18 protein-coding genes are annotated in these 20,348 nt (G+C 38.1%); 14 read left to right on the top strand and 4 right to left on the bottom strand.

Annotated features, from left to right (window positions below):
• Positions 1-3: 3 nt before the first annotated feature.
• The 6 genes from AC1TO6_RS05740 (at position 4) to cyoE (ending at position 5,380) form a co-directional block, all read left to right on the top strand.
• Complete coding sequence (locus AC1TO6_RS05740; RefSeq protein WP_482100658.1) at positions 4-627, top strand: NAD(P)-binding protein; 624 nt, start codon at positions 4-6, stop codon at positions 625-627.
• A 22-nt stretch (positions 628-649) separates the two neighbouring features.
• On the top strand, positions 650-1,582 hold the full coding sequence (gene cysK, locus AC1TO6_RS05735) for a cysteine synthase A (protein ID WP_482100657.1): 933 nt from the start codon (positions 650-652) through the stop codon (positions 1,580-1,582).
• A 64-nt stretch (positions 1,583-1,646) separates the two neighbouring features.
• On the top strand, positions 1,647-2,489 hold the full coding sequence (locus tag AC1TO6_RS05730) for an ABC transporter ATP-binding protein (protein WP_482100656.1): 843 nt from the start codon (positions 1,647-1,649) through the stop codon (positions 2,487-2,489).
• Positions 2,422-3,174, top strand: a complete 753-nt coding sequence (locus AC1TO6_RS05725) for an ABC transporter permease (RefSeq protein WP_482100655.1) — start codon at positions 2,422-2,424, stop codon at positions 3,172-3,174. Before AC1TO6_RS05730 ends, AC1TO6_RS05725 begins: the two co-directional genes overlap by 68 nt.
• Positions 3,175-3,210: 36 nt before the next feature.
• On the top strand, positions 3,211-4,215 hold the full coding sequence (locus AC1TO6_RS05720; protein WP_482100654.1) for an aliphatic sulfonate ABC transporter substrate-binding protein: 1,005 nt from the start codon (positions 3,211-3,213) through the stop codon (positions 4,213-4,215).
• A gap of 235 nt (positions 4,216-4,450) precedes the next feature.
• Positions 4,451-5,380, top strand: coding sequence for a heme o synthase (gene cyoE / locus AC1TO6_RS05715; RefSeq protein WP_482101001.1), 930 nt, complete (start codon positions 4,451-4,453; stop codon positions 5,378-5,380).
• Positions 5,381-5,443: 63 nt separating this feature from the next.
• Here the strand turns inward: cyoE and AC1TO6_RS05710 are convergent, their stop codons facing one another.
• Positions 5,444-6,466 carry a hypothetical protein gene (locus tag AC1TO6_RS05710; protein ID WP_482100653.1) on the bottom strand — a complete coding sequence of 341 codons (1,023 nt, stop codon included), beginning with the start codon at positions 6,464-6,466 and terminating at the stop codon, positions 5,444-5,446.
• Between the two features lie 331 nt (positions 6,467-6,797).
• Between AC1TO6_RS05710 and dacB the strand changes: the two genes are divergently transcribed.
• Together dacB and ypfJ are read left to right on the top strand one after the other, a co-directional pair.
• On the top strand, positions 6,798-8,285 hold the full coding sequence (gene dacB, locus AC1TO6_RS05705) for a D-alanyl-D-alanine carboxypeptidase/D-alanyl-D-alanine endopeptidase (protein ID WP_482100652.1): 1,488 nt from the start codon (positions 6,798-6,800) through the stop codon (positions 8,283-8,285).
• A gap of 160 nt (positions 8,286-8,445) precedes the next feature.
• A complete protein-coding gene (gene ypfJ, locus AC1TO6_RS05700; protein ID WP_482100651.1) occupies positions 8,446-9,294 on the top strand; it encodes a KPN_02809 family neutral zinc metallopeptidase in 849 nt (282 codons plus the stop codon).
• 76 nt (positions 9,295-9,370) lie between these two features.
• Here the strand turns inward: ypfJ and ilvA are convergent, their stop codons facing one another.
• A complete protein-coding gene (gene ilvA, locus AC1TO6_RS05695; RefSeq protein WP_482100650.1) occupies positions 9,371-10,639 on the bottom strand; it encodes a threonine ammonia-lyase IlvA in 1,269 nt (422 codons plus the stop codon).
• Positions 10,640-10,929: 290 nt separating this feature from the next.
• On the opposite strand from ilvA, the gene AC1TO6_RS05690 reads away from it, so the two are divergent.
• From AC1TO6_RS05690 to AC1TO6_RS05665, 6 genes are all read left to right on the top strand, one after another.
• Positions 10,930-11,667: a DUF2161 domain-containing phosphodiesterase gene (locus tag AC1TO6_RS05690; protein ID WP_482100649.1), complete on the top strand. Its 738-nt coding sequence runs from the start codon at positions 10,930-10,932 to the stop codon at positions 11,665-11,667.
• A 160-nt stretch (positions 11,668-11,827) separates the two neighbouring features.
• Positions 11,828-12,652 (top strand): GNAT family N-acetyltransferase, encoded by an 825-nt coding sequence (locus AC1TO6_RS05685; RefSeq protein WP_482100648.1) that lies wholly within the window; start codon positions 11,828-11,830, stop codon positions 12,650-12,652.
• Positions 12,653-12,903: 251 nt separating this feature from the next.
• Positions 12,904-14,607 carry a methyl-accepting chemotaxis protein gene (locus AC1TO6_RS05680; protein WP_482100647.1) on the top strand — a complete coding sequence of 568 codons (1,704 nt, stop codon included), beginning with the start codon at positions 12,904-12,906 and terminating at the stop codon, positions 14,605-14,607.
• A gap of 229 nt (positions 14,608-14,836) precedes the next feature.
• On the top strand, positions 14,837-15,685 hold the full coding sequence (locus tag AC1TO6_RS05675) for a transporter substrate-binding domain-containing protein (RefSeq protein ID WP_482100646.1): 849 nt from the start codon (positions 14,837-14,839) through the stop codon (positions 15,683-15,685).
• Between the two features lie 20 nt (positions 15,686-15,705).
• A complete protein-coding gene (locus AC1TO6_RS05670) occupies positions 15,706-16,380 on the top strand; it encodes an amino acid ABC transporter permease (RefSeq protein WP_482100645.1) in 675 nt (224 codons plus the stop codon).
• Positions 16,381-16,457: 77 nt separating this feature from the next.
• Positions 16,458-17,426, top strand: a complete 969-nt coding sequence (locus AC1TO6_RS05665) for a proline dehydrogenase family protein (protein WP_482100644.1) — start codon at positions 16,458-16,460, stop codon at positions 17,424-17,426.
• Positions 17,427-17,481: 55 nt separating this feature from the next.
• Here the strand turns inward: AC1TO6_RS05665 and AC1TO6_RS05660 are convergent, their stop codons facing one another.
• Together AC1TO6_RS05660 and AC1TO6_RS05655 are read right to left on the bottom strand one after the other, a co-directional pair.
• Positions 17,482-18,498, bottom strand: coding sequence for a DUF1646 family protein (locus tag AC1TO6_RS05660; protein WP_482100643.1), 1,017 nt, complete (start codon positions 18,496-18,498; stop codon positions 17,482-17,484).
• Between the two features lie 163 nt (positions 18,499-18,661).
• Positions 18,662-20,152: a peptide MFS transporter gene (locus AC1TO6_RS05655; protein WP_482100642.1), complete on the bottom strand. Its 1,491-nt coding sequence runs from the start codon at positions 20,150-20,152 to the stop codon at positions 18,662-18,664.
• Positions 20,153-20,348 lie beyond the last annotated feature (196 nt).

Genomic DNA, 20,348 nt, shown 5'->3' with positions numbered 1-20,348 from the left:
AAGATGGGGTCCTACCCAATTATGCTGAACATCAAAGATAAAGCTGTTGTAGTAGTTGGTGGAGGTCTGATTGCTTACCGTAAAATGGTTGGGTTGCTGCAAGCGGGTGCTTGTGTAACTGTGATTAGCCCGATGATTCATTCGGAAATAGAAAAACTCTATGCTCAGAATCGAGTTGCTTGGAAGAATAAATTGTTCGAACCGGACGATCTCGATTCTGCGTTGATAGTTATCGCAGCAACAAACAGTGAAACGGTGAATAAGTACGTTGCATCTTCTGCTGGCAAGTTTAAACTTGTCAATATCGTTGATAATCCGGAGTTAAGCACCTTTCATGTCCCTGCAAAACTTACAAGGGGGGACTTAACAATAAGTGTTGCAACGGGAGGGGCTAGTCCGACACTTTCCAAAAGCATTCGTGACGAAATTGCCGTAATTTACGATGAATCTTATGGGGATTATCTTGAATTTCTAACGCAGTCAAGGGAAAAAGTGAAACAATCTATGTTAGATCAAACAACAAAAACCAAATTACTTAAAGCGATCACAGATGAAACGTACAGGCAATCTAACAAAATGCGAAAAGCTTTTCTAGAAATAATAGATGGATACCAAGAGAAATCTTAAACGTAGTTGGAGGATGACAAACATGCGAGCCGTAAATAATATAGCTGAATTGATTGGGAACACTCCACTTGTAAGACTAAATAGACTTCCAGATTCACAAGGTGCTGCTGTATATGTGAAACTTGAATCATTTAATCCAAGCGGTAGTGTAAAAGACCGGGCCGCTTACAATATGATAGTTGAAGCGGAAAAAAGTGGAGAATTGGTAGTGGGAGCAACAATTATCGAACCAACTTCGGGGAATACAGGTATTGGTTTGGCTATGAATGCTGCCGCAAGAGGATATCGGGCAATATTCGTCATGCCAGATAATGCAACAACTGAACGCATTAACTTAATGAAAGCTTACGGTGCAGAGGTCGTTCTTACTCCTAGTGAAGAAAGAATGCCTGGTGCAATTGCCAAGGCAAATGAACTAGCAAAAAACATCAAAGACAGTTTTATTCCAATGCAGTTTGAAAATGCAGCAAATCCGGATATTCACAGAACAACTACTGCCGTTGAAATTATTGATGCGCTGAAGTCAATTGGAAGAACGCTTAGTGCTTTTGTTTGTACTTCTGGAACTGGTGGAACTGTAACTGGAACTGGAGAAGCCCTAAAAGAACATGATAATAAGATAACGGTTCACGTTGTGGAACCCGCTGGATCACCTGTTTTATCTGGCGGAGAACCCGGAAAGCATAAACTAGTCGGCACTAGCCCAGGTTTTATTCCTTCGGTATTGAATACCGGTGTGTATGATGAAATCTTTCAGATAAAAGATGAGGAAGCATACGACACTGTACATATTGCGGCAGCGAATGAAGGAATCCTTCTGGGCCCATCAGGAGGTGCGTCCATATATGCAGCGTTAGCCGTGGCGAGACGCTTGACTCCAGCAGATACCGTGGTCTGTATTGCCCCAGATTCGGGTGAACGTTATCTATCAGGTGACTTGTTCGAGTTTAATTAAACAGCGAGATGTAGAACTATTTTATAAACAGGTCTGATGGAAGTTTCCTGAAAGGGGTATTTATATGTATTTAACGATAAATGGGATTGAAAAAAGTTTTCCCAATAAAGAAAAAGGTCATGTGAAAGTATTAGACAATATTTCGTTAGACGTGGAAAAAGGACAATTCGTTTCCATTGTGGGCCCATCAGGTTGCGGTAAATCCACATTGCTCTATCTTATAGCAGGCCTTGATAAGGCTGACAAGGGTGAAATCCGCATAGCTGGAAAAGTAGTGACCAATCCAGGTCCCGATCGTGTCGTCGTCTTCCAAGAAGATGGATTATTTCCATGGCTTTCAGTCCTTGATAATGTTACATACGGTTTACTTTTGAAAGGTTTTTCGAAGAAAAAGGCAGAGGATAAAGCAAAAGAAATGTTGAAAATGGTTCATTTGACGAACTTTATTGATGCTTATCCACATCAGTTGTCCGGGGGAATGAAGCAACGGGTTGCAATTGCTCGTGCTCTTGTAATGGAACCAACCATATTACTAATGGATGAACCATTTGCTGCACTGGATGAGCAAACGAGAATGGTATTGCACAACGAACTGCTGGAAATATGGGAAAAAACAAAAGTGACTATATTCTTCGTGACTCACAATATTCGTGAAGCCGTACTTTTATCCGAAAAAATAGTAGTTTTTGAAACACGTCCGGGTAAAATTAAAGCCATCTTTAATTCGAAAACCATGAAGGATGGCATTATGCCCAATGACTTCACACATCAACTGGAAAAACAGATACTAGCATCACTGCAAGGTGAAATTGAGAAAGTGTTAAAGGAGGAAATGGGGGATGACTACATTTTTAAGACGAATCCTCTTCATAGGGATTCTAGCGGCGATATGGGAAGTCACATCTAGATTATCGAGTCTACCCGACTTTATGTTTCCTAGTCTAAGCCAAGTACTTCAAACACTTTATACGGGTATTGTAAATGGACAGATCACGAATGCAGTTTTTACAAGCATGATTCGGCTGCTAGTCGGTTTTTTATTTGCTACAGTTCTCGGTCTATTTTTAGGATATCTCATATGGCGTTCAAAGTTAGTTGAAGATACACTTGGATTTCTAATCACAGCTTTACAATCAATTCCAAGTATTGTATGGTTTCCACTTGCAATTATCTGGTTTGGTTTGAACGATTTTTCCATTCTTTTTATAGTTGCAATTGGAGCAACTTGGACAATGACAATTAATTCTGCGAGTGGATTTAAAAATGTCCCTAAGCTCTATCAACAAGTAGCTAAAACATTGGGGTCTGGCGGTTTTCACTTTTTACGAACAGTTATTATGCCGGCATCAGTACCTCAACTGATTACAGGTTTACGACTTGCCTGGGCATTCTCGTGGCGTGCACTAATGGCTGGTGAACTTCTCGGTGGAGGGGGAGGGCTTGGGCATCTCCTCGAAATGGGAAGGTCACTTGGACAAATGGATTTAGTCATATCAGTAATGATAATCATTGGAGTAATCGGTACAATCATGGATAATCTGGTCTTTTTACGATTGGAACGAAGTGTTCAAAAAAAATGGGGCATCAGTTAAGTAATAACAACTAATGGAAGATAAGGAGCGAATAGAATGAAACGTACTATATTATTAGGGCTTATTTCTTTAGTTGTATTGGTTTTCGGATCTGCTTGTGGAAAGACAGAAGGTAATGCACAAGACAGTAAAGAAGTGAATATCGGATATTTTCCAAATTTAACGCATATGTCCACAATTGTCGCGATGGAAAAAGGATACTTTAAAGAAGCCTTTGGAGAAGATACAAAAATCAACACAAAAATCGTCAGTAATGGCGGTTTGTTCATGGAAGCAATGGCAACTAAGTCAATTGATGTTGGGACAGTTGGACCTGGTCCAGTACTAAATTTTTACGTGAAAGATCCTAATTATCATATAATTTCAGGCGCAGTAAACGGTGGGGCAGTCCTTGTCGCTAGTGAACATAGTGATATAAAAGAACTTGCTGATTTGGATGGGAAAAAAGTAGCTATACCCGTAATTGGCAGTACGCAAGATGTCATGCTGCGTAAAGCGTTAAAAGATGTCGGTCTAACACCGAAGGCGAATGGTGGAACAGTAGAAATGTTTGCAGCAGCACCAGCTGATACACCGACGTTGTTTATCCAAAAGTCAATAGATGCCGCAGCAACGCAAGAACCTTGGGGCTATATTTTGGAAACACAGGCTAACGGGAAGTTGTTATTGGACTGGGAATCATTCGCATGGGGAAAAGAATCAACTAATACGGTTGTTGCAGCTAGCAAAAAGTTTACGGAAAACGAAGAACTTGTGAAAGCCTATTTAACAGCTCATGTAAAAGCGGTTGAGTTTATTGAACAAAATCCAGAAGAGAGCCAAGCGCTTGTAATCAAGCATCTAAAAGATATAACAGGGAAAGAAATTGATAAAGCTGAACTCGAAGTTGCATTCAAACATATGAAAGTAACAACTGCAGTAAATGAAAACGTTCTTCAAGAGATGGCTGACATTAGCAAAGAGGCTGGATATGTACCTAATAATAACATTGAAGGATTAATTCAGTTGGACCAATTGAATTCATTAATAGAAATCAAATAATAGTATAATTTTTTAAAAAAGCATTAAGAACTATTGGGATTTAAAACATCAAAAGGATGTTTTAAATCCCTTTTTATTACTTTTATAAAAATGTCACAAAGCTTTCCTTTGTTTTAGTTGGAGACTAAGAGTAAAATGGAGTTAAGTATGCCAGTCACCGAATGAATTTTTGTAATCCATCAAATCGGGAAAGTACCTGGCTTTTTTGAGGAGAGAAGACTAAATGTCAAAAGTTATGAATCCTTCATGGCAGAAGGTTGAGGAACCAACATTATCAACTAAACAGAATATGGCAATCCTTTTTGCTGATTTAAAATCCCTTTTTAAAGCTATTGTTCTTATTTCTAACGTACTTCCTGTGCTTACTGGATTCTGGTTAGCACTCTATTTTACGAATTCAACTTTATTAGGTAACTTGGGCGTCTTTTTATTGACGATTTCAGGAAGTACACTGGTAATGGCTGGAGCACTAATCCTAAATAATTGGTATGATGTTGACATTGATACATTAATGGAAAGGACTAAAAATCGACCTACGGTTACAGGGCATTTCTCCCTAAAGTTTGTCTTAACTCTGGGAATTGCATTATCAATAGTCGGTTTAGTACTTTTAGCCTTAACTACAATCGAAGCAGCTATTTACGCATTCATTGGTTGGTTTACATATGTTATCTTGTATACTATGTGGTCAAAACGTAGATATACATTAAACACAATTATTGGAAGTGTCTCGGGCGCAGTGACGCCACTAATTGGTTGGACGGCAATCGCACCCGGTTATCACATCGTACCGATTGTACTAGCGCTCATCCTATTCATATGGCAAATGCCGCATACATTTGCAATTGCCATTAAAAAGGTCGAAGAATATAGTCTAGCTAAAGTCGCTATGCTTCCAGTCATTCATGGATTTGATTTTACTAAACGTCAAATGGTTATCTATGTTGCCTGTTTATTACCTTTACCGTTCTTTTTGGATTCACTTGGAATTGTTTTCATAGTAATCGCTTCCCTATTGAACATTGGTTGGCTACTCGCGAGTATTAGCGGGTTTTTCACTAAAGATGATATGAAATGGGCTCATCTCATGTTTATGTGTTCCGTGAATTATATCGCTATCTTATTTACTCTGATGATTCTAGTTACATTACCCATTTTCAATTGACACAAAAATGAAATGCCAGCATATGAAACGACTTTACATCGTTTCGTATGCTGGCATTTTTTATTATTTAAAATAGGGAGAAACTTTTTTTGTCGTTTCTTCGGGAACTTTCATACAAAGCGGTTCGCCGTGTAAAAAGTTGAAAACATTCATGTCACTCGTTTGAAGTGCACCGATAGTCAGACGAGGAACAACTCTAACATGAACACGATCAAATGGATTCTTTGTTACAGGTATAAATAGGGCCAAGTTAAAGCTAGAGATTCCTATTTCTTCAAAATAAGGGAATAGATTAATCATACTCTCAGCGAGGTCTTTCCAATTATTTTCGTTCAATTCATTGAGTGAGGCGGCATCCATAATACCTATAAAATCAGCATGGCTTTTTGGTGCAAATGCATGTACCCAATTAATGGATCCTATCGTGCCTATAAAACGCTCATCAATCTCCCGTTCACGTTCAATTAACGCATCGTAAAAGCTACTTTGTGTCTCTTGGTAAAATTGTTCACTGCTTGCCGATGCTGTTAATTGATAATTTGTAGGAAGTTCAGAAGCCAATACATGAATATGTGGATGCAAAATACTTCCTCCAGATGGAGGTAAGTAGTTCCAGTTGATAGATGCATATGCGGTTTTTGGATCATGCACTATAACTTTTTTTAAATAATTATGTGCTGCAGAGAAAGAATTTGCAATCAAAGGCGCTGTAAATTCATCAAGTTTGACGTAATGCTGATCACACATTCGTACAACAGCATTATGCTTACTGTAAGGAAAAAGGTTTGGAAAAACGACAGCTTCACCTTGTATAAGTCTCCCACCATCTATTAAGTCAGTTGGGAATTTTGGAGTCAAGGTTTGGACATTTTCGGAACAGAATGGACATTTACTACCAGAAGTTGCTATCGCGAGTTCTGAATAATCGTTTGGAATGAAAGGAGCTCCTGGGTCAAAAATGATTCTGGAAGTTTCTCCTGTCAACGGATCAAGCCGGATTTCAGTTTTTCGGTCAACGAGTTTACCATCTTGCATTGGATCATGTAACGAAAACAGTTCTTGTTTTACGGTGAAAGTAATAGACATATAGTTTCCCCCTTTAATAGTGTTGATAGCTCTCTCTATTCTAACTTCAATTGTTGAATAAGTCAGTATAATCGAGTTTGAATTTTATACGTTTGAACAAGCAGGTGAGTTTTAAAGAAAACACGTCTGTTGATTAACCATTTTCGTGCAAATAATACTAGCGTGAAAAGTTTGGAACTGTCATTTTTACTGGATTAGCTTCGGATTGCTTTCGGCGAAATAGATACGATACTATTACAGATGGATAAATGCTTTCTAATTATGCTGATTCTTGTAGTCTATTATTGTGATAGAATAGTCATAGTTGAGTAAACTTTAGGGGGGTTAAGATTTGTTTAAGAAGAGGTTATTACTAATCGTAATGTCGGTGTTGTTGGTGATTGGAACGCTCTTTACTCCTGTTCTGGGGCAAGGTAATACGTATGCGAAATCGCCATATAATGATTTGGAAAATGCAATTAATACAATTATGTCAGACAGCAGAATGCAAAAGGCGGTCAGCAGTGTAACGGTACGTAAAGCCTCTGATGGAGAAATTATCTATCAAAGTCATGGAGACAAAGGAATTACTCCTGCATCCACTTTGAAAATACTAACTGCAGCTTCGGCTCTTGAGACACTGGGTGAAAATTTTCGTTTTTCGACAGATGTATTAACGAATGGGAAAGTGGAAGATGGAACATTGAACGGAAATCTATATTTGCGTGGGACAGGCGATCCTACGTTGTTAAAGAAGGATTTTGATAATTTCGCTACGAAATTGGCTAGCAGTGGAGTGAAAAGAGTTTCCGGAAATTTGGTAGGAGATGACACATGGTTTGATACAATTCGTCTATCACCAGGGATACATAAAAATGATGAATCCTATTATTATGCAGCTCAGGTTTCAGCATTAACAGTCGCTCCAAACACCGATTACGACGCCGGAACAGTTATAGTCGATGCAAGGCCAAGTGCTCGAGGAAAAGTAGCAAAAGTGACTCTAACACCCGAAACGAATATAGTCAAAGTGGTCAATAAATCTAAAACAGTGCCAAAAGGGAATAAAAATACGTTGCGTATTGTACGCCAATATGGAACAAATAACATAGTCATTACAGGGAATGCGCCCCTTGGATCGACAGGTAAAAAGGAATGGATAACTGTGTCCAACCCGACTGCCTATGCTCTTGATATCTTTAAAAAATCATTAACATCAAAAGGAATAAAGTTTGCGCCATCATCTAGAGTCGTACGTGGTAAAACTGCTGCGGGATCAAAGGTTCTCGTGTCCAAGAGTTCCATGCCTTTGAAGAGTTTGATGAAGCCGTTTTTAAAGTTAAGCAATAACTCACACGCAGAAGTATTAGCGAAGGCAATGGGTAAAGAAAAATACGGACAAGGTAGTTGGAAGGCTGGCCTCCAAGTCATGCGGAATTATGCCGAGTCAATTGGGTTAGATGGCAACAAGTGGTTATTTGAAGATGCTTCGGGCATGTCCCACGCGAATAAAGTGACATCCATCCAGTTAACTGAGTTATTATACAAGGTACGAACAGCGCCGTGGTATTCAACTTTTGCTCAAGGACTTCCGATTGCGGGGGCCCCAGAAAGGTTTATGGGTGGTACTCTAAGAAATCGTATGAAAACTGGTTCTGCTAAAGGCAATGTAGTTGCCAAAACCGGAAGTTTGACTAACGTTAGCGCTCTTGCAGGTTATGCAAAAACTAGAGACGGTGAAACATTAATATTTAGTGTCTTGACGCAGAATCATAAATCAAGTACTGTCCCTGTACTTGACCGGATTGCTACAACCATTTCAAATTCATCAGCTAAATAAACATGTAAAACAAGTAGCAGAATCATTTGCTACTTGTTTTTTTGATATGGATTATTTGAACTTTAAAAGAATTAGGATATGCGCTTTGGGGTATAGCAAGAGATAAGTAAAAGTATTTAGTTCAATCAACTATTCAAATTTAACAACAGGAGGAAATGGTATGGAGTATAAAGGAAGAAAAAGAAGCTCAAACGTAGAAGATCGCAGAGGCAAGGGTAAAGGTGGTATAGCATTAGCAGGAGGGGGAATTGGTGGTTTAATAATTATACTAATTATTACTTTTCTTGGAGGTAATCCGAGCGATATCTTAAATGGTACACAGAATTCCGATTCAGGGAGTTCGGTCCCTTACGAGGAAACTGCTGAAGAAAAAGAACTCGCTGAATTTGTATCTGTTGTTTTAGCTGATACAGAAGTAGTTTGGACCGAATTATTCCGTGAGCAAGGCCAAGTGTATGAGGAACCGGTGCTCGTTTTATACACAGACCAAGTCCAATCAGCTTGTGGTGTTGCAGGCTCTTCTGTAGGTCCGTTTTATTGTCCTGGTGACCATAAACTCTACATCGATTTGAGCTTCTATCAGGAACTTAAAGACGAATTCCAAGCACCAGGTGATTTTGCGATGGCCTATGTAATCGCCCATGAAGTTGGGCACCATGTGCAAAGTCTATTAGGTATCACTGAGCAAGTAAATGCACTTCGTTCGAAACTTAGCAAGGAAGAATTCAATAAATACTCAGTGAATATGGAGTTACAAGCTGATTATTACGCTGGTGTATGGGCTAAGCATCAGAATGACAATAATTTTCTTGAAGCAGGAGATATTGAAGAAGCAATTAACGCAGCAAGTGCTGTAGGGGATGATCGTATCCAGAAAAAAACACAAGGTTATGTTGTTCCTGATAGTTTTACACATGGAACCTCAGAGCAAAGGATGAACTGGTTTACAAAAGGTTTTGAAAATGGAACCATTGAAGGTGGGAATACATTTGAAGCAAGTGGGTTTTAATTAGGAAAAAATATTGTGAAGAAAAAGATCTTGCTTACAGCCATTTAGCTGTGAGCAAGATTTTTTCATTAGAAGATTAAATTAGTAAATCAAACAGTGTACTATCATTGTTAACTTCTTTAAACATGAAACCGCATTGATCCATCCGCTGAATAAGTCCAGCATAGTCTGACTTATTCTTCAGTTCAATCCCGACAAGCCCCGGACCGCTTTCCTTGTTATTTTTTTTCGTATATTCAAATGTTGTAATATCATCATCTGGCCCAAGTACTTCGTCCAAAAACTGACGTAATGCACCTGAACGCTGTGGGAAGTTGACAATGAAGTAATATAAAAGACCTTCATAAATCAAGGATTTCTCTTTAATTTCTTGCATCCGTCCGATATCGTTGTTCCCACCACTAATTACACAGATCACTGACTTGCCACTAATTTCTTCCTTATAAAAATCTAGGGCAGCGATTGGTAAAGCTCCAGCTGGTTCCACGATGATTGCATGTTCATTGTATAGATCCAATATAGACGTACAAACTTTACCTTCAGGAACAAGAACAATATCATCTAGATATTTGCGACAGATTTCAAAAGTAAATTGACCTGCACTTTTAACAGCGGCACCGTCGACGAATTTATCAATGAAATTTAAGGTTGTCACTTCATTATTTTTTAAAGCTGCTTTCATACTTGCTGCACCTTCTGGCTCTACACCAATCATCCTAGTATTCGGTGAAACATTTTTAATGTAAGTGCTCAAACCTGCCATTAGCCCGCCACCGCCAATACTAGCGAACACAAAATCAATTGGTTCTTCAATGTCATTCATCATTTCAACTGCAACAGTCCCTTGTCCAGCAATAATATCGTAATCATCAAAAGGATGGATGAATATTCGGTCCTCTGCATCAGCGCATTTGAAAGCTTCTTCAGAAGAATCATCAAATGTATCACCTACTAATATAATTTCAACAAAGCCTTTACCAAACATTTTAACTTGGTCAATTTTTTGTTTTGGGGTAGTTTGCGGCATAAAGATCTTTGCATCTATACCTAGATGTGCACATGCATAAGCGACCCCTTGGGCGTGGTTACCCGCACTGGCGCAGACCACTCCTTTTTCGAGCGCTGCTACTTCAATCGTTTTGATTTTATAGTAGGCACCTCTTAATTTAAAAGAACGGACATGTTGTAAATCTTCTCTCTTTACATAGACACGACAATTGTACTTTTCTGATAGTCGTTCATTTTTTTGGAGAGGGGTATGTGCGACTACATCTTTTAATAATTGATTGGCAATTAGTATGTCTTCCACTTGAATTCCAGTTTGTTCTGTCTTCATAATGTTCATTGTAATCTCAACACCCTTCAATATCGTTTTCCAATGATAACATGAAATCCTGCGTATGTGCATGAGAATCTTCTTAATTGTGCGTTATTTATTGTGGGTGCTATTTCCAATGGATTGTATAGTTTACATAAATGAATGCTTCTCCACCCCAGGGAAATGTAAAACATTAACGTGTGGAAATATTGACTTCCTGTTCCTACCTCGTGAAAAAAGCTTTATCCCATAAAAATATGTTTGAATAGCAGTTCCAATCTATTTTCTATACCATTAAGAAGAGGTGATGGTCAGCTATGTCAGATAAAACAAAGAAACGTTATGAAATTGATCTTTATCAACCGATTAAGGAATACTTTACACAGCAGGGTTACGATGTTTATGGTGAAGTGAACGAGTGTGATATAGCCGCGGTGAAAGAACAGGAACTAATACTCATAGAGATGAAGCTCACACTTAATATTGATTTACTGATGCAGGCAACAAAAAGACAGCGATTGACGAATCAGGTCTATGTTGCAATACCTAAACCCAAAATCAGTTTTCGCTCGAAAAAGTGGAAAGATACTTGCCATTTGGTGAGGAGGCTTGAGTTAGGTTTGATCACCGTATCATTTCAAGAAGAAGTTGCCGTAGCGGAAATTATATTTCATCCCACTTCTTTTGATCGAAAAAAAAGCATGCAGCGCAGCACGAAAAAACGGTCAGATATGTTAACAGAAATAGCAGGTAGACTCAGTGATTTTAACATTGGTGGAAGTAGCCAGACTAAAATTAATACAGCTTATAAAGAAAATTGTATTCATATTGCCTGCTGTTTTTTACATTATGGTCCCTTATCTCCAAAATCGTTGCGTGAGATGGGGACAGGAGAAAAGACATTTACAATTCTAAATAAAAACTATTATGGATGGTTTGATAGAGTCAGTAGGGGAATATATACAATTAATGATACTGGTAAAAATGAATTGGGTGCCATTCCCGAACTCTATAGTCATTATTGTGAAGTCGTAAAAAAACACAATGACCAATGAGCAGCCTTGCAAGAATTTGAAGAATGAACCTCCCACGACTGAAGTCACGGGTGTTCTTGGCTTAAACATAAATTTAAATAGAAGATATTGTTTTACGTGCTATTATTGATAGAGTCAATACATAAGAAGAACTATGTGTATTTAAATTGGGGGAAATTGTATGTTAAATGAGAGTCAATTAATTGCAATAAAGCAACTGCAAAACCAATGTGAGAAAGCAGACGGTTTTCAATTGAAATTCAACTGGGAAATGCTCCGTGAAAGAGATGGACGTCAAATGGATTTCTTCCATATAGAAAATGGGGAACTGATCGCTTTCCTAGCTTTATATAGTTTCGGATCTACAGTTGAGGTTTGTGGAATGGTGAAGCCTGAAGAAAGAAGGAAAGGCCATTTTACGAAACTATGGACTCAGGCATTAGTACTAATGGAACAATATAGCTTTGAAACGGTTTTATTGAACGCACCTTCATCATCAGACACAGCAAAGAGCTGGATATCTACCCAACCTTACACTTATGCATTTTCTGAATTTCAAATGGTCTGGAAGGAAAAAACAATTGAGCCGAGTGACGAAGTTCTTTTACGTTCCGCAAAACCGCGGGACGCTGATTTAGAAGTATTGCTTGATGTACTTGCTTTTGGCATGGATGAAGAAGATGCAAGGTCTCATCTGGAACGGATAAAAGAAAGAGCGGATGAGCAGTTTTTAATGATTGAAGCTGATAACAGGACAGTAGGAAAGGTTCGTATCAACCGAATGGACGGCGATGCTTGGATTTATGGATTCGCTGTCCTCCCAGAATTTCAGGGAAGAGGATACGGTAGAAAAGTTTTGCGAAACATTATTAAGCGTGAACATGATGCTGGTAATCGAATACGACTTGAAGTCGAAGCGAAAAATAATCGTGCGCTAACCTTGTATGAATCAGTTGGATTTGTAAAAGTGCAGGGGCAGGATTATTTTAGGAAGAACAAAGAATAAGTTAAACTTGAACAAGCTGAAGCTATTTCGCCATACCGGCGGAAAGGGCATCAGCTATTCTGAATTTATAGAATTTCGATACAAAAGAAGCATGCTAGATTGCTTAGGAGACCTAATAGCATTCCGTTAAACTTATACAAAGGGATGTTTCTATATCAGATCGAGTTTGTCGAATAATTGACCGTTTTTGACCTTTTCTCTTATTATAATGTAGGGTAAAATAGACTAGTAGAATGCTAGGGGGAAAAATAGTGAAAAATACATTAACGATACAGTTGGGAACAATAATCGTGGGCATCATGGTTGCGATGCTGGCGATTACTTCCGTTGCTACATATAAGACAGCTTACGCCAAATTATATGATGCAGCTGGTGTAGAGGCATACGGCTGCGCCAATATTACAACTGGTTTAATTCGCCCGGAAGATGTAGATAAAATGCTCGAAGGCGACGTTGGAGTCATGGACGAGGTTGGTAAACAACTAAACTGGACAATCAACCATAAACCCATTTTCGAAACGCAATACATTATTGATTTAGATGGAAAAATACTTGCTCTTGATGATAATTTGAAGAAATCAGGGTTTAAACCGGGAAAATCCGTTACGGTCGATGAGGAAGCAATTGCAATGCTTTTGGAAACTAAGCATTCAACTTATTCAGAGCTCTATGAATTCGCCGGTATGGAACGCTTGTCCGGTTATGCACCGATATTTAAAAATCACGATCCAACTGAAGAAATTATTGCAATAAGCGTTATAGACTTTGATGGTTCAATTGTAGCAGGCAGGACATGGGATGTCGTTCGTAATGGTATTCTCATAAGCTTGATACCAATGATTCTTGCTTCAATTGGGACAATCCTATTAATCCGACGTAAAACAAAATCGATTTCTGTATTAATTTCCCATGCAAAAGAAATTGCGAAAGGCAATCTTGCAATCGAAGATACAGTTGTAAAGGGCAATGATGAAGTAGGAGATCTCGGTCGTACATTGAATACAATGACAGCGAACTTGCGTAATATGATTGGTACTGTGAAAAGCACATCTGTCCAATTGACAAAAAACTCTCTTGATACGACGGCATCTTTGAATGAAATGCAGATGGCTATTCAGCAGGTTGCACACAACATGAACGAAACAGCTGCATCTATTTCAGATGGTACCATCAATGCAGAGAACGCATCGAAGATCTTGTCATCCTTAGCAAGCGATCTCCAAAATTCAAAAGAAATAGCAGATCTTAGTGTGAGTAATTCACAACAAACGATGCAAATTGCTAAAGAAGGACAACTTAGCGTGAATGAAATTAGCAGTGATATGGAAAAAATCAGGATTTCTTCAAATGAAGCTGGAGGTACAATTCAAAAACTGATTGAATCTACAACAAAAATCCAAAATATCACAAGTTCAATTGCAGGAATTGCCGCACAGACAAATCTACTTGCGTTAAACGCATCGATCGAAGCTGCAAGAGCCGGTGAACATGGTAAAGGGTTCGCAGTTGTAGCAGAAGAGGTACGAAAACTTGCGGAACAGTCCAATAGGGAAGTGTTGGAAGTGGAAAAATTGGTACGCGATATAACAGAAAGTATAGGGCAAGTTGTTAGTTCCACTTCAGATAGCAATAAGCTAATTGAATCGGGTACTGAAACCGTCCGTTTGACCGCAGTTTCATTAAGTAATATATCCAGTGCTGTTTCAGAAACTGTGAAAGAAATAAATTTGATTTCAGAATTAACGACAGCTGAAGCGGAGAACTCTGAACGGGTGGTAGGGCTAATTAGTCAACTGACACACTCAATCCATTTAATCGAAGATAAGACAAATAGTATTTCCGCGGCTACGGAACAGACTTCAGCTTCTATTGATGAAGTTGCCGCGCATTCAACTGAAATGAGTCAGATGGCACAGGATCTCGAGGAACTTGTAGGGCAATTCAAACTGAAATGATATAAAGACAAAACCCGTAAAAGCAATTACTTTTATGGGTTTTGTCATGAAAAGGAATTTTTAATTCGGTTGACAGGGAACATAAATTAGAATTCCTACTTACTTTGAAAGTTGATGTACCGTCTGTGATTTTATTTTTAGATCCGAAAACTTACAATTCATAGAGGAATACATTATAATTTTTTAGTGGACATGATATATAAAAAACTTGATAGAACGGAGAGATTTCATGACAAGAGAAAAACAACTACATAAGAGGATTCTGTCTTTTCTGCTGCTATTAACAATTACTGTTCTTGCAGCTTGTGGTTCCAGCGCTAAAGAAGATGAAAAAGTTTCTAGTTGGGAGAAAATAAAAGAAAAAGGTGAAATTGTAGTAGCGACATCTGGTACACTTTATCCGGTTTCTTTTCATGATAGCGAGAGTAAAGAACTGACAGGTTATGAAGTGGAAATAATGAAAGAGCTGGGTAAGCGCCTTGATTTGGATATTAATTTCGTTGAGATGGGGCTAGATGGAATGCTAACTTCCTTGAACAGTGGGCAGGTCGATCTCGCAGTAAACGATATTGAAATTACGCCCGAACGGGAAGAAAAATTTACTTTTTCAGAACCATATAAGTATTCGTTTGGTACAGCAATTGTACGTAAATCAGATCATTCAGGAATTGAATCACTTAAAGATTTAAAAGGTAAAAAAGCAGCAGGCGCAGCGACTTCGGTATACATGCAAGTCGGTCGAGAAAATGGCGCAGAAGAGGCTATTTATGACAATGTAACAAATGATGTTTACTTACGTGATGTTGAAATTGGCCGAACGGATGTCATTTTAAATGATTATTATTTACAAAAACTTGCTCTAAAAGCTTTTCCTGAATTTGAGATTATGATTCATCCAGACATAAAGTATCATCCCAATGTCCAGGCAATCATTATGAAAAAGGACAGTAAGGATTTACTAGAACAAGTAAATACTGTGCTAGTTGAAATGAAAGATGATGGTACGATTTCACAATTAGCTGAAAAGTTTTTTGACGGAGAAGACGTGTCCATTGAAAAAGATTATGATTTTGAATAATTGGAAAGGCGGGTTATAAAGTGAGTGGAATTGAATGGAACCACATTTTTGACTTGCCACTTGCTATCGAATCATTTCCGTATATTTTACAAGGCGTTGGTTTCACGATACTCATCTCTTTTGGAGGGATGGCATTCGGATTAGTTTTGGGTTTAATCCTGGCGCTTGGTAGGACGTCTAAACTGCTACTATTCAGGTGGCCTTCTCGAATCTATATTTCCTATATGCGGGGAACGCCCATGCTGGTATTTCTGTTTTTGTTATATTTCGGATTGCCGAATATAGGCATAGAGTTTACTGCCGTTACAGCTGCGTTAATAGGCTTTAGTCTTCATTCATCCGCCTATATGGCCGAAATAATTCGGTCATCGCTTAACTCAGTCGATAAAGGTCAATGGGAAGCTTCTACTGCCTTGGGTTTGTCATATATGCAATCAATGTATTCCGTTATCATACCTCAGGCGACTCGCATAGCCATTCCGCCATTGTCGAACGTTATGCTAGATTTAATCAAAGCATCATCGTTAGCGGCGATGATTACAGTACCTGATTTGTTTCAGCGTGCAAAAATCGTCGGGGGAAGAGAATTCGATTATATGACAGTTTATATTTTGGTTGGCCTTATCTATTGGGGTATTTGTTTGCTAGTCGAAATATGGCAAAGCCAACTTGAGAAACGTTCAAATTACGTTTAATATGTTTTAATCATCTGTCATTTCAGTAAGAGCGCATGATATAATGGAGTCAAAAACATAGTTGAGGAGCATGCGATATGTTGAAGGATTTCTTTATCGGGTTATCTCAAAATCAGTTATTGAATAGTGCTGCTAAAAAATACGGATTGAAACTTGGTGCGCAAAACGTAGTGGCAGGAACAAATGTAGAAGAAACAATCCAAAGCATTAAAGAGTTAAACTCTTATGGTATTTCTTGTACTGTAGATAATCTGGGTGAGTTTGTTTATGCAAAAGAAGAAGCATTAGCTGCAAAAAAACAAATACTTGAAGTAATTGAAGCAATCCATCAACATGGAGTCGATGCCCATATTTCATTGAAACCTTCGCAACTGGGTTTGGATATAGATCTTGATTTTTGTTTGGAAAATCTAAAAGAGATTGTTTCTAAGGCAAAGAACTACGATATCTTCATAAACTTCGATATGGAAGATCATGCTCGTTTGCAACCATCGTTTGATCTACTTGATGAATTATCGAGGACATATGATAATATAGGAACAGTCATTCAAGCTTACTTCTTCCGTGCAGTAGGAGATATTCAAAAGTATAAGAATTTCCGCTTGCGAATAGTAAAAGGTGCATACAAAGAGTCTGAACAATATGCTTATCAAATTAAAGATGAAATTGATGAAAACTATATTAAGTTAATTGAATGGCATTTGCTAAATGGTAAATTTACTTCGATTGCTACACACGATCACAACGTCATAAATCATGTAAAACAATTTGTTAAGGATAATAATATTCCGTATGATAAATTTGAATTCCAAATGTTATACGGCTTCAGAAAAGACATGCAATTTAAATTGGCCAGTGAAGGGTATAATTTCTGCACTTACGTACCCTTCGGAAATGATTGGTACGGCTATTTCATGCGTCGTCTTGCTGAAAGGCCGCAAAACATGAATCTTATTGTCAAACAAGTATTTAACAAAAAAACAAATACAGTGCTTGGTTTAGCAGTCGGAGCTTTTGCAATTGGAAGATTTACCAAGAAAAAATAACATTAAAATAAAAAGGTGTAAAATGAGATGCTTCTCATTTTACGCCTTTTTCAATTTAGCCTACTGTAATAATGACTACGAAGTATATGACCATCGAAATTAACCCGATTGGAACGCCAAAACGTGCCCATTCAATACTTTTAATATTCAACTTTCCCGCAGCGATAATATTTGGAATGTTTCCTGGTATTAACATTCCTCCGCTTATAAGCAGGCCTAGTAAAAGGGCCTTAATTGTCGAATCATTCATCTCAGGACTGATTTCTGCGGCTGCTAATGTGGCATTGTCGAGCACTGCAGAAATCATATTAATCCAATAAAGAATTAAAGGATTTATGTCGAGTAAATACTTTTCGATAAATGGTTCAAAGCCAGCTCCGAGCAATGTTAAAGCCATTACAAACAAATAGACTTTAAATCCCCGAATAATTATTTCGATGTATGATTCCGTAACAGGAATTGTTTTATATCTGTTTAACCTTTTTGAAGGGGTGATCATTACTGCAGCTAGTATGCCAAAAGCAATAACTCCAGGAATTATATCGGGTCCGATTAGGCGAAGCAAATAGAAAAAGTCCTCATCTAATTTACTAGTGGCAATGGTTGAAAGTGGTTCGCCAATAGGCGTCAAGACCGCACCGAGTCCGATTGAGTAACAAGCAATTATTACTAAACGTATTTCAGATTTCCTATCAAGTCGTAACACACCGACAATTGCAACCAATACAATTGCAGCAACAATTGCAGTAATTACACTTGATAGTATTCCTAGAACGATAACATTGAGTGCTATAAATAAGCGGAAAGGAATTGCTTTGCTCAAGATCTGTACTCCTTTGTGAAAAGGAGTTCGAAGCCACCGAAACAATAGCCCGGCGATTATAACCGCTAATGTAATATTTACCGGATCCTCCAACGCTTTTAATATGAGATAGGAGTCAAGTACCTGGCTAACCAGAACTGCGAAAATACCCATGATGAATAAAAAGAATTCTAAATTCCTTTCAACTATTTTCATTGTAAAGGGCAAAAATAAAACCAGTATTAAAATTATAGTCAAGCCAAGTAGCATGATATACCTCCATTATTCAATTTAATAAGAGTCCATTAATTATCTTATTATAAATAGTAAAGGAAAATACCTATGAATAAGCTTGAACCACAACTTGAAAATGAGTAAAAAAACAGGCAGCCCCTATTACTAGCGGAGCTACCTGTTTTAATGATATTTCTAATTAACGTACGCCTTTCATAAAACGTTGGATAACTGGAGAAACTGCGAAGAGTAGAATACTAAATAGTATTGCTGTCCCGCCGATGATTCCAAAATACATTAATTCTGTTTCAGGTTTGTATAATTTTACAAGTTGTGCGTTTAATGCTTGTGCAGCTGCGTTTGAAAGAAACCATAGACTCATTGTCTGCGCAGAGAACGCTGCAGGAGCCAGTTTTGTCGTTGCAGATAAACCTACGGGTGATAAACACAATTCTCCTAGGACAACGATGAAGATGCTTAAAATGAGCCACAGTGGACTTACAAGTGCATCTGTACCTCCCAAATAGCCAGGCACTAAAATAACGATGAAAGACAATCCGGCAAATAGTAGTCCAAGGGAGAACTTCTGCGGAATAGTAGGTTGCCGATCACCAAGTTTCATCCAAATCCATGCAAAGAATGGTGCCAGAGTGATTATGAATAACGGATTAAATGATTGGAAAAAGGCTGGTGAAATCTGATAGCCAAAGATATTAAGATTTGTCCGTGTATCCGCATATAATGCAAGTATTGTTGATCCTTGCTCAGCAATTGCCCAGAATATAACTGAAGCCACGAAGAGTGGAATAAACGCAATAATACGTGAGCGTTCATCATCATTCGTTTTCGAACTTCTATACATTACAACGAAATAGGCTGTAGGGATCAAGAAGCCGAGAATCCCGACAATTGCAATGAATGAGTCAAATGTAAGCCAGCCACGGGGAATGGCAATGGCGACGAGAATTGCAATCGCAATAGCGCTAATCGCAAAAATTGAGAATACTTTTTTCTTCTCGCTCGCTTCCAATGGATTTGCCACTTGCGTACCAGCAAGTCCAAGACTTTTCTTTTTCGTAAGTATAAATATCAACAGTCCAATAAACATCCCGACTGCCGCAACACCGAAACCAAGATGGAAACTTGTCTTCATTAATTCTCCGACAATCAGTGGAGAGATAAAGGCACCCATGTTTATACCCATATAGAAGATACTGAATCCCGCGTCTCGACGGTTATCATTTTCCGGGTAGATGTCCCCAACAACACTAGATACGTTAGGTTTTAATAGACCAGTACCAATTACAATGAGTACCATTGAAACGAAGAATAATGTAATGTTGCCAGGAATTGCAAGCGCGATATGGCCAAGCATGATGAAAATTCCACCATAAAAAATCGCTTTAGATGTACCGAAAATCCTGTCAGCTAACCAACCACCGATTATCCCTGACATGTACACAAGGGAACCGTAAATGGACATAATAGACAATGCAACTGTTTTGTCTAGTCCGAGGCCGCCACTTGATATTTCGTAATACATATAGAACACAAGGATTGCTCTCATGCCGTAATAAGAGAATCGTTCCCAAAACTCTGTGAAGAATAATGTGAACAAACCTTTTGGGTGCCCAAAGAAACCTTTTTGAGGGACACTTTCCACGATTTGTTTTTTTGATATCTGTGACATAATAATGCCTCCTTCATATTCTACTATAATACAATCAAACGTTTTCAATTGTCAAAAATAGTTGTTAGAAATACTATGTTTTTGAATAACGTTGTAATTACAACATTTCAATGTTGTTAGAATCTTTCTAATGGGTCAAATAGATAATTACAAAAAATATTTATAGTATATTAATATATTTAATTTATTTATAGTT

This window comes from Sporosarcina sp. Y352 (assembly GCF_056786535.1).
The sequence above is the reverse complement of the archived record's forward strand: the minus strand, read 5'-3'. Positions and strand labels throughout refer to the sequence as shown.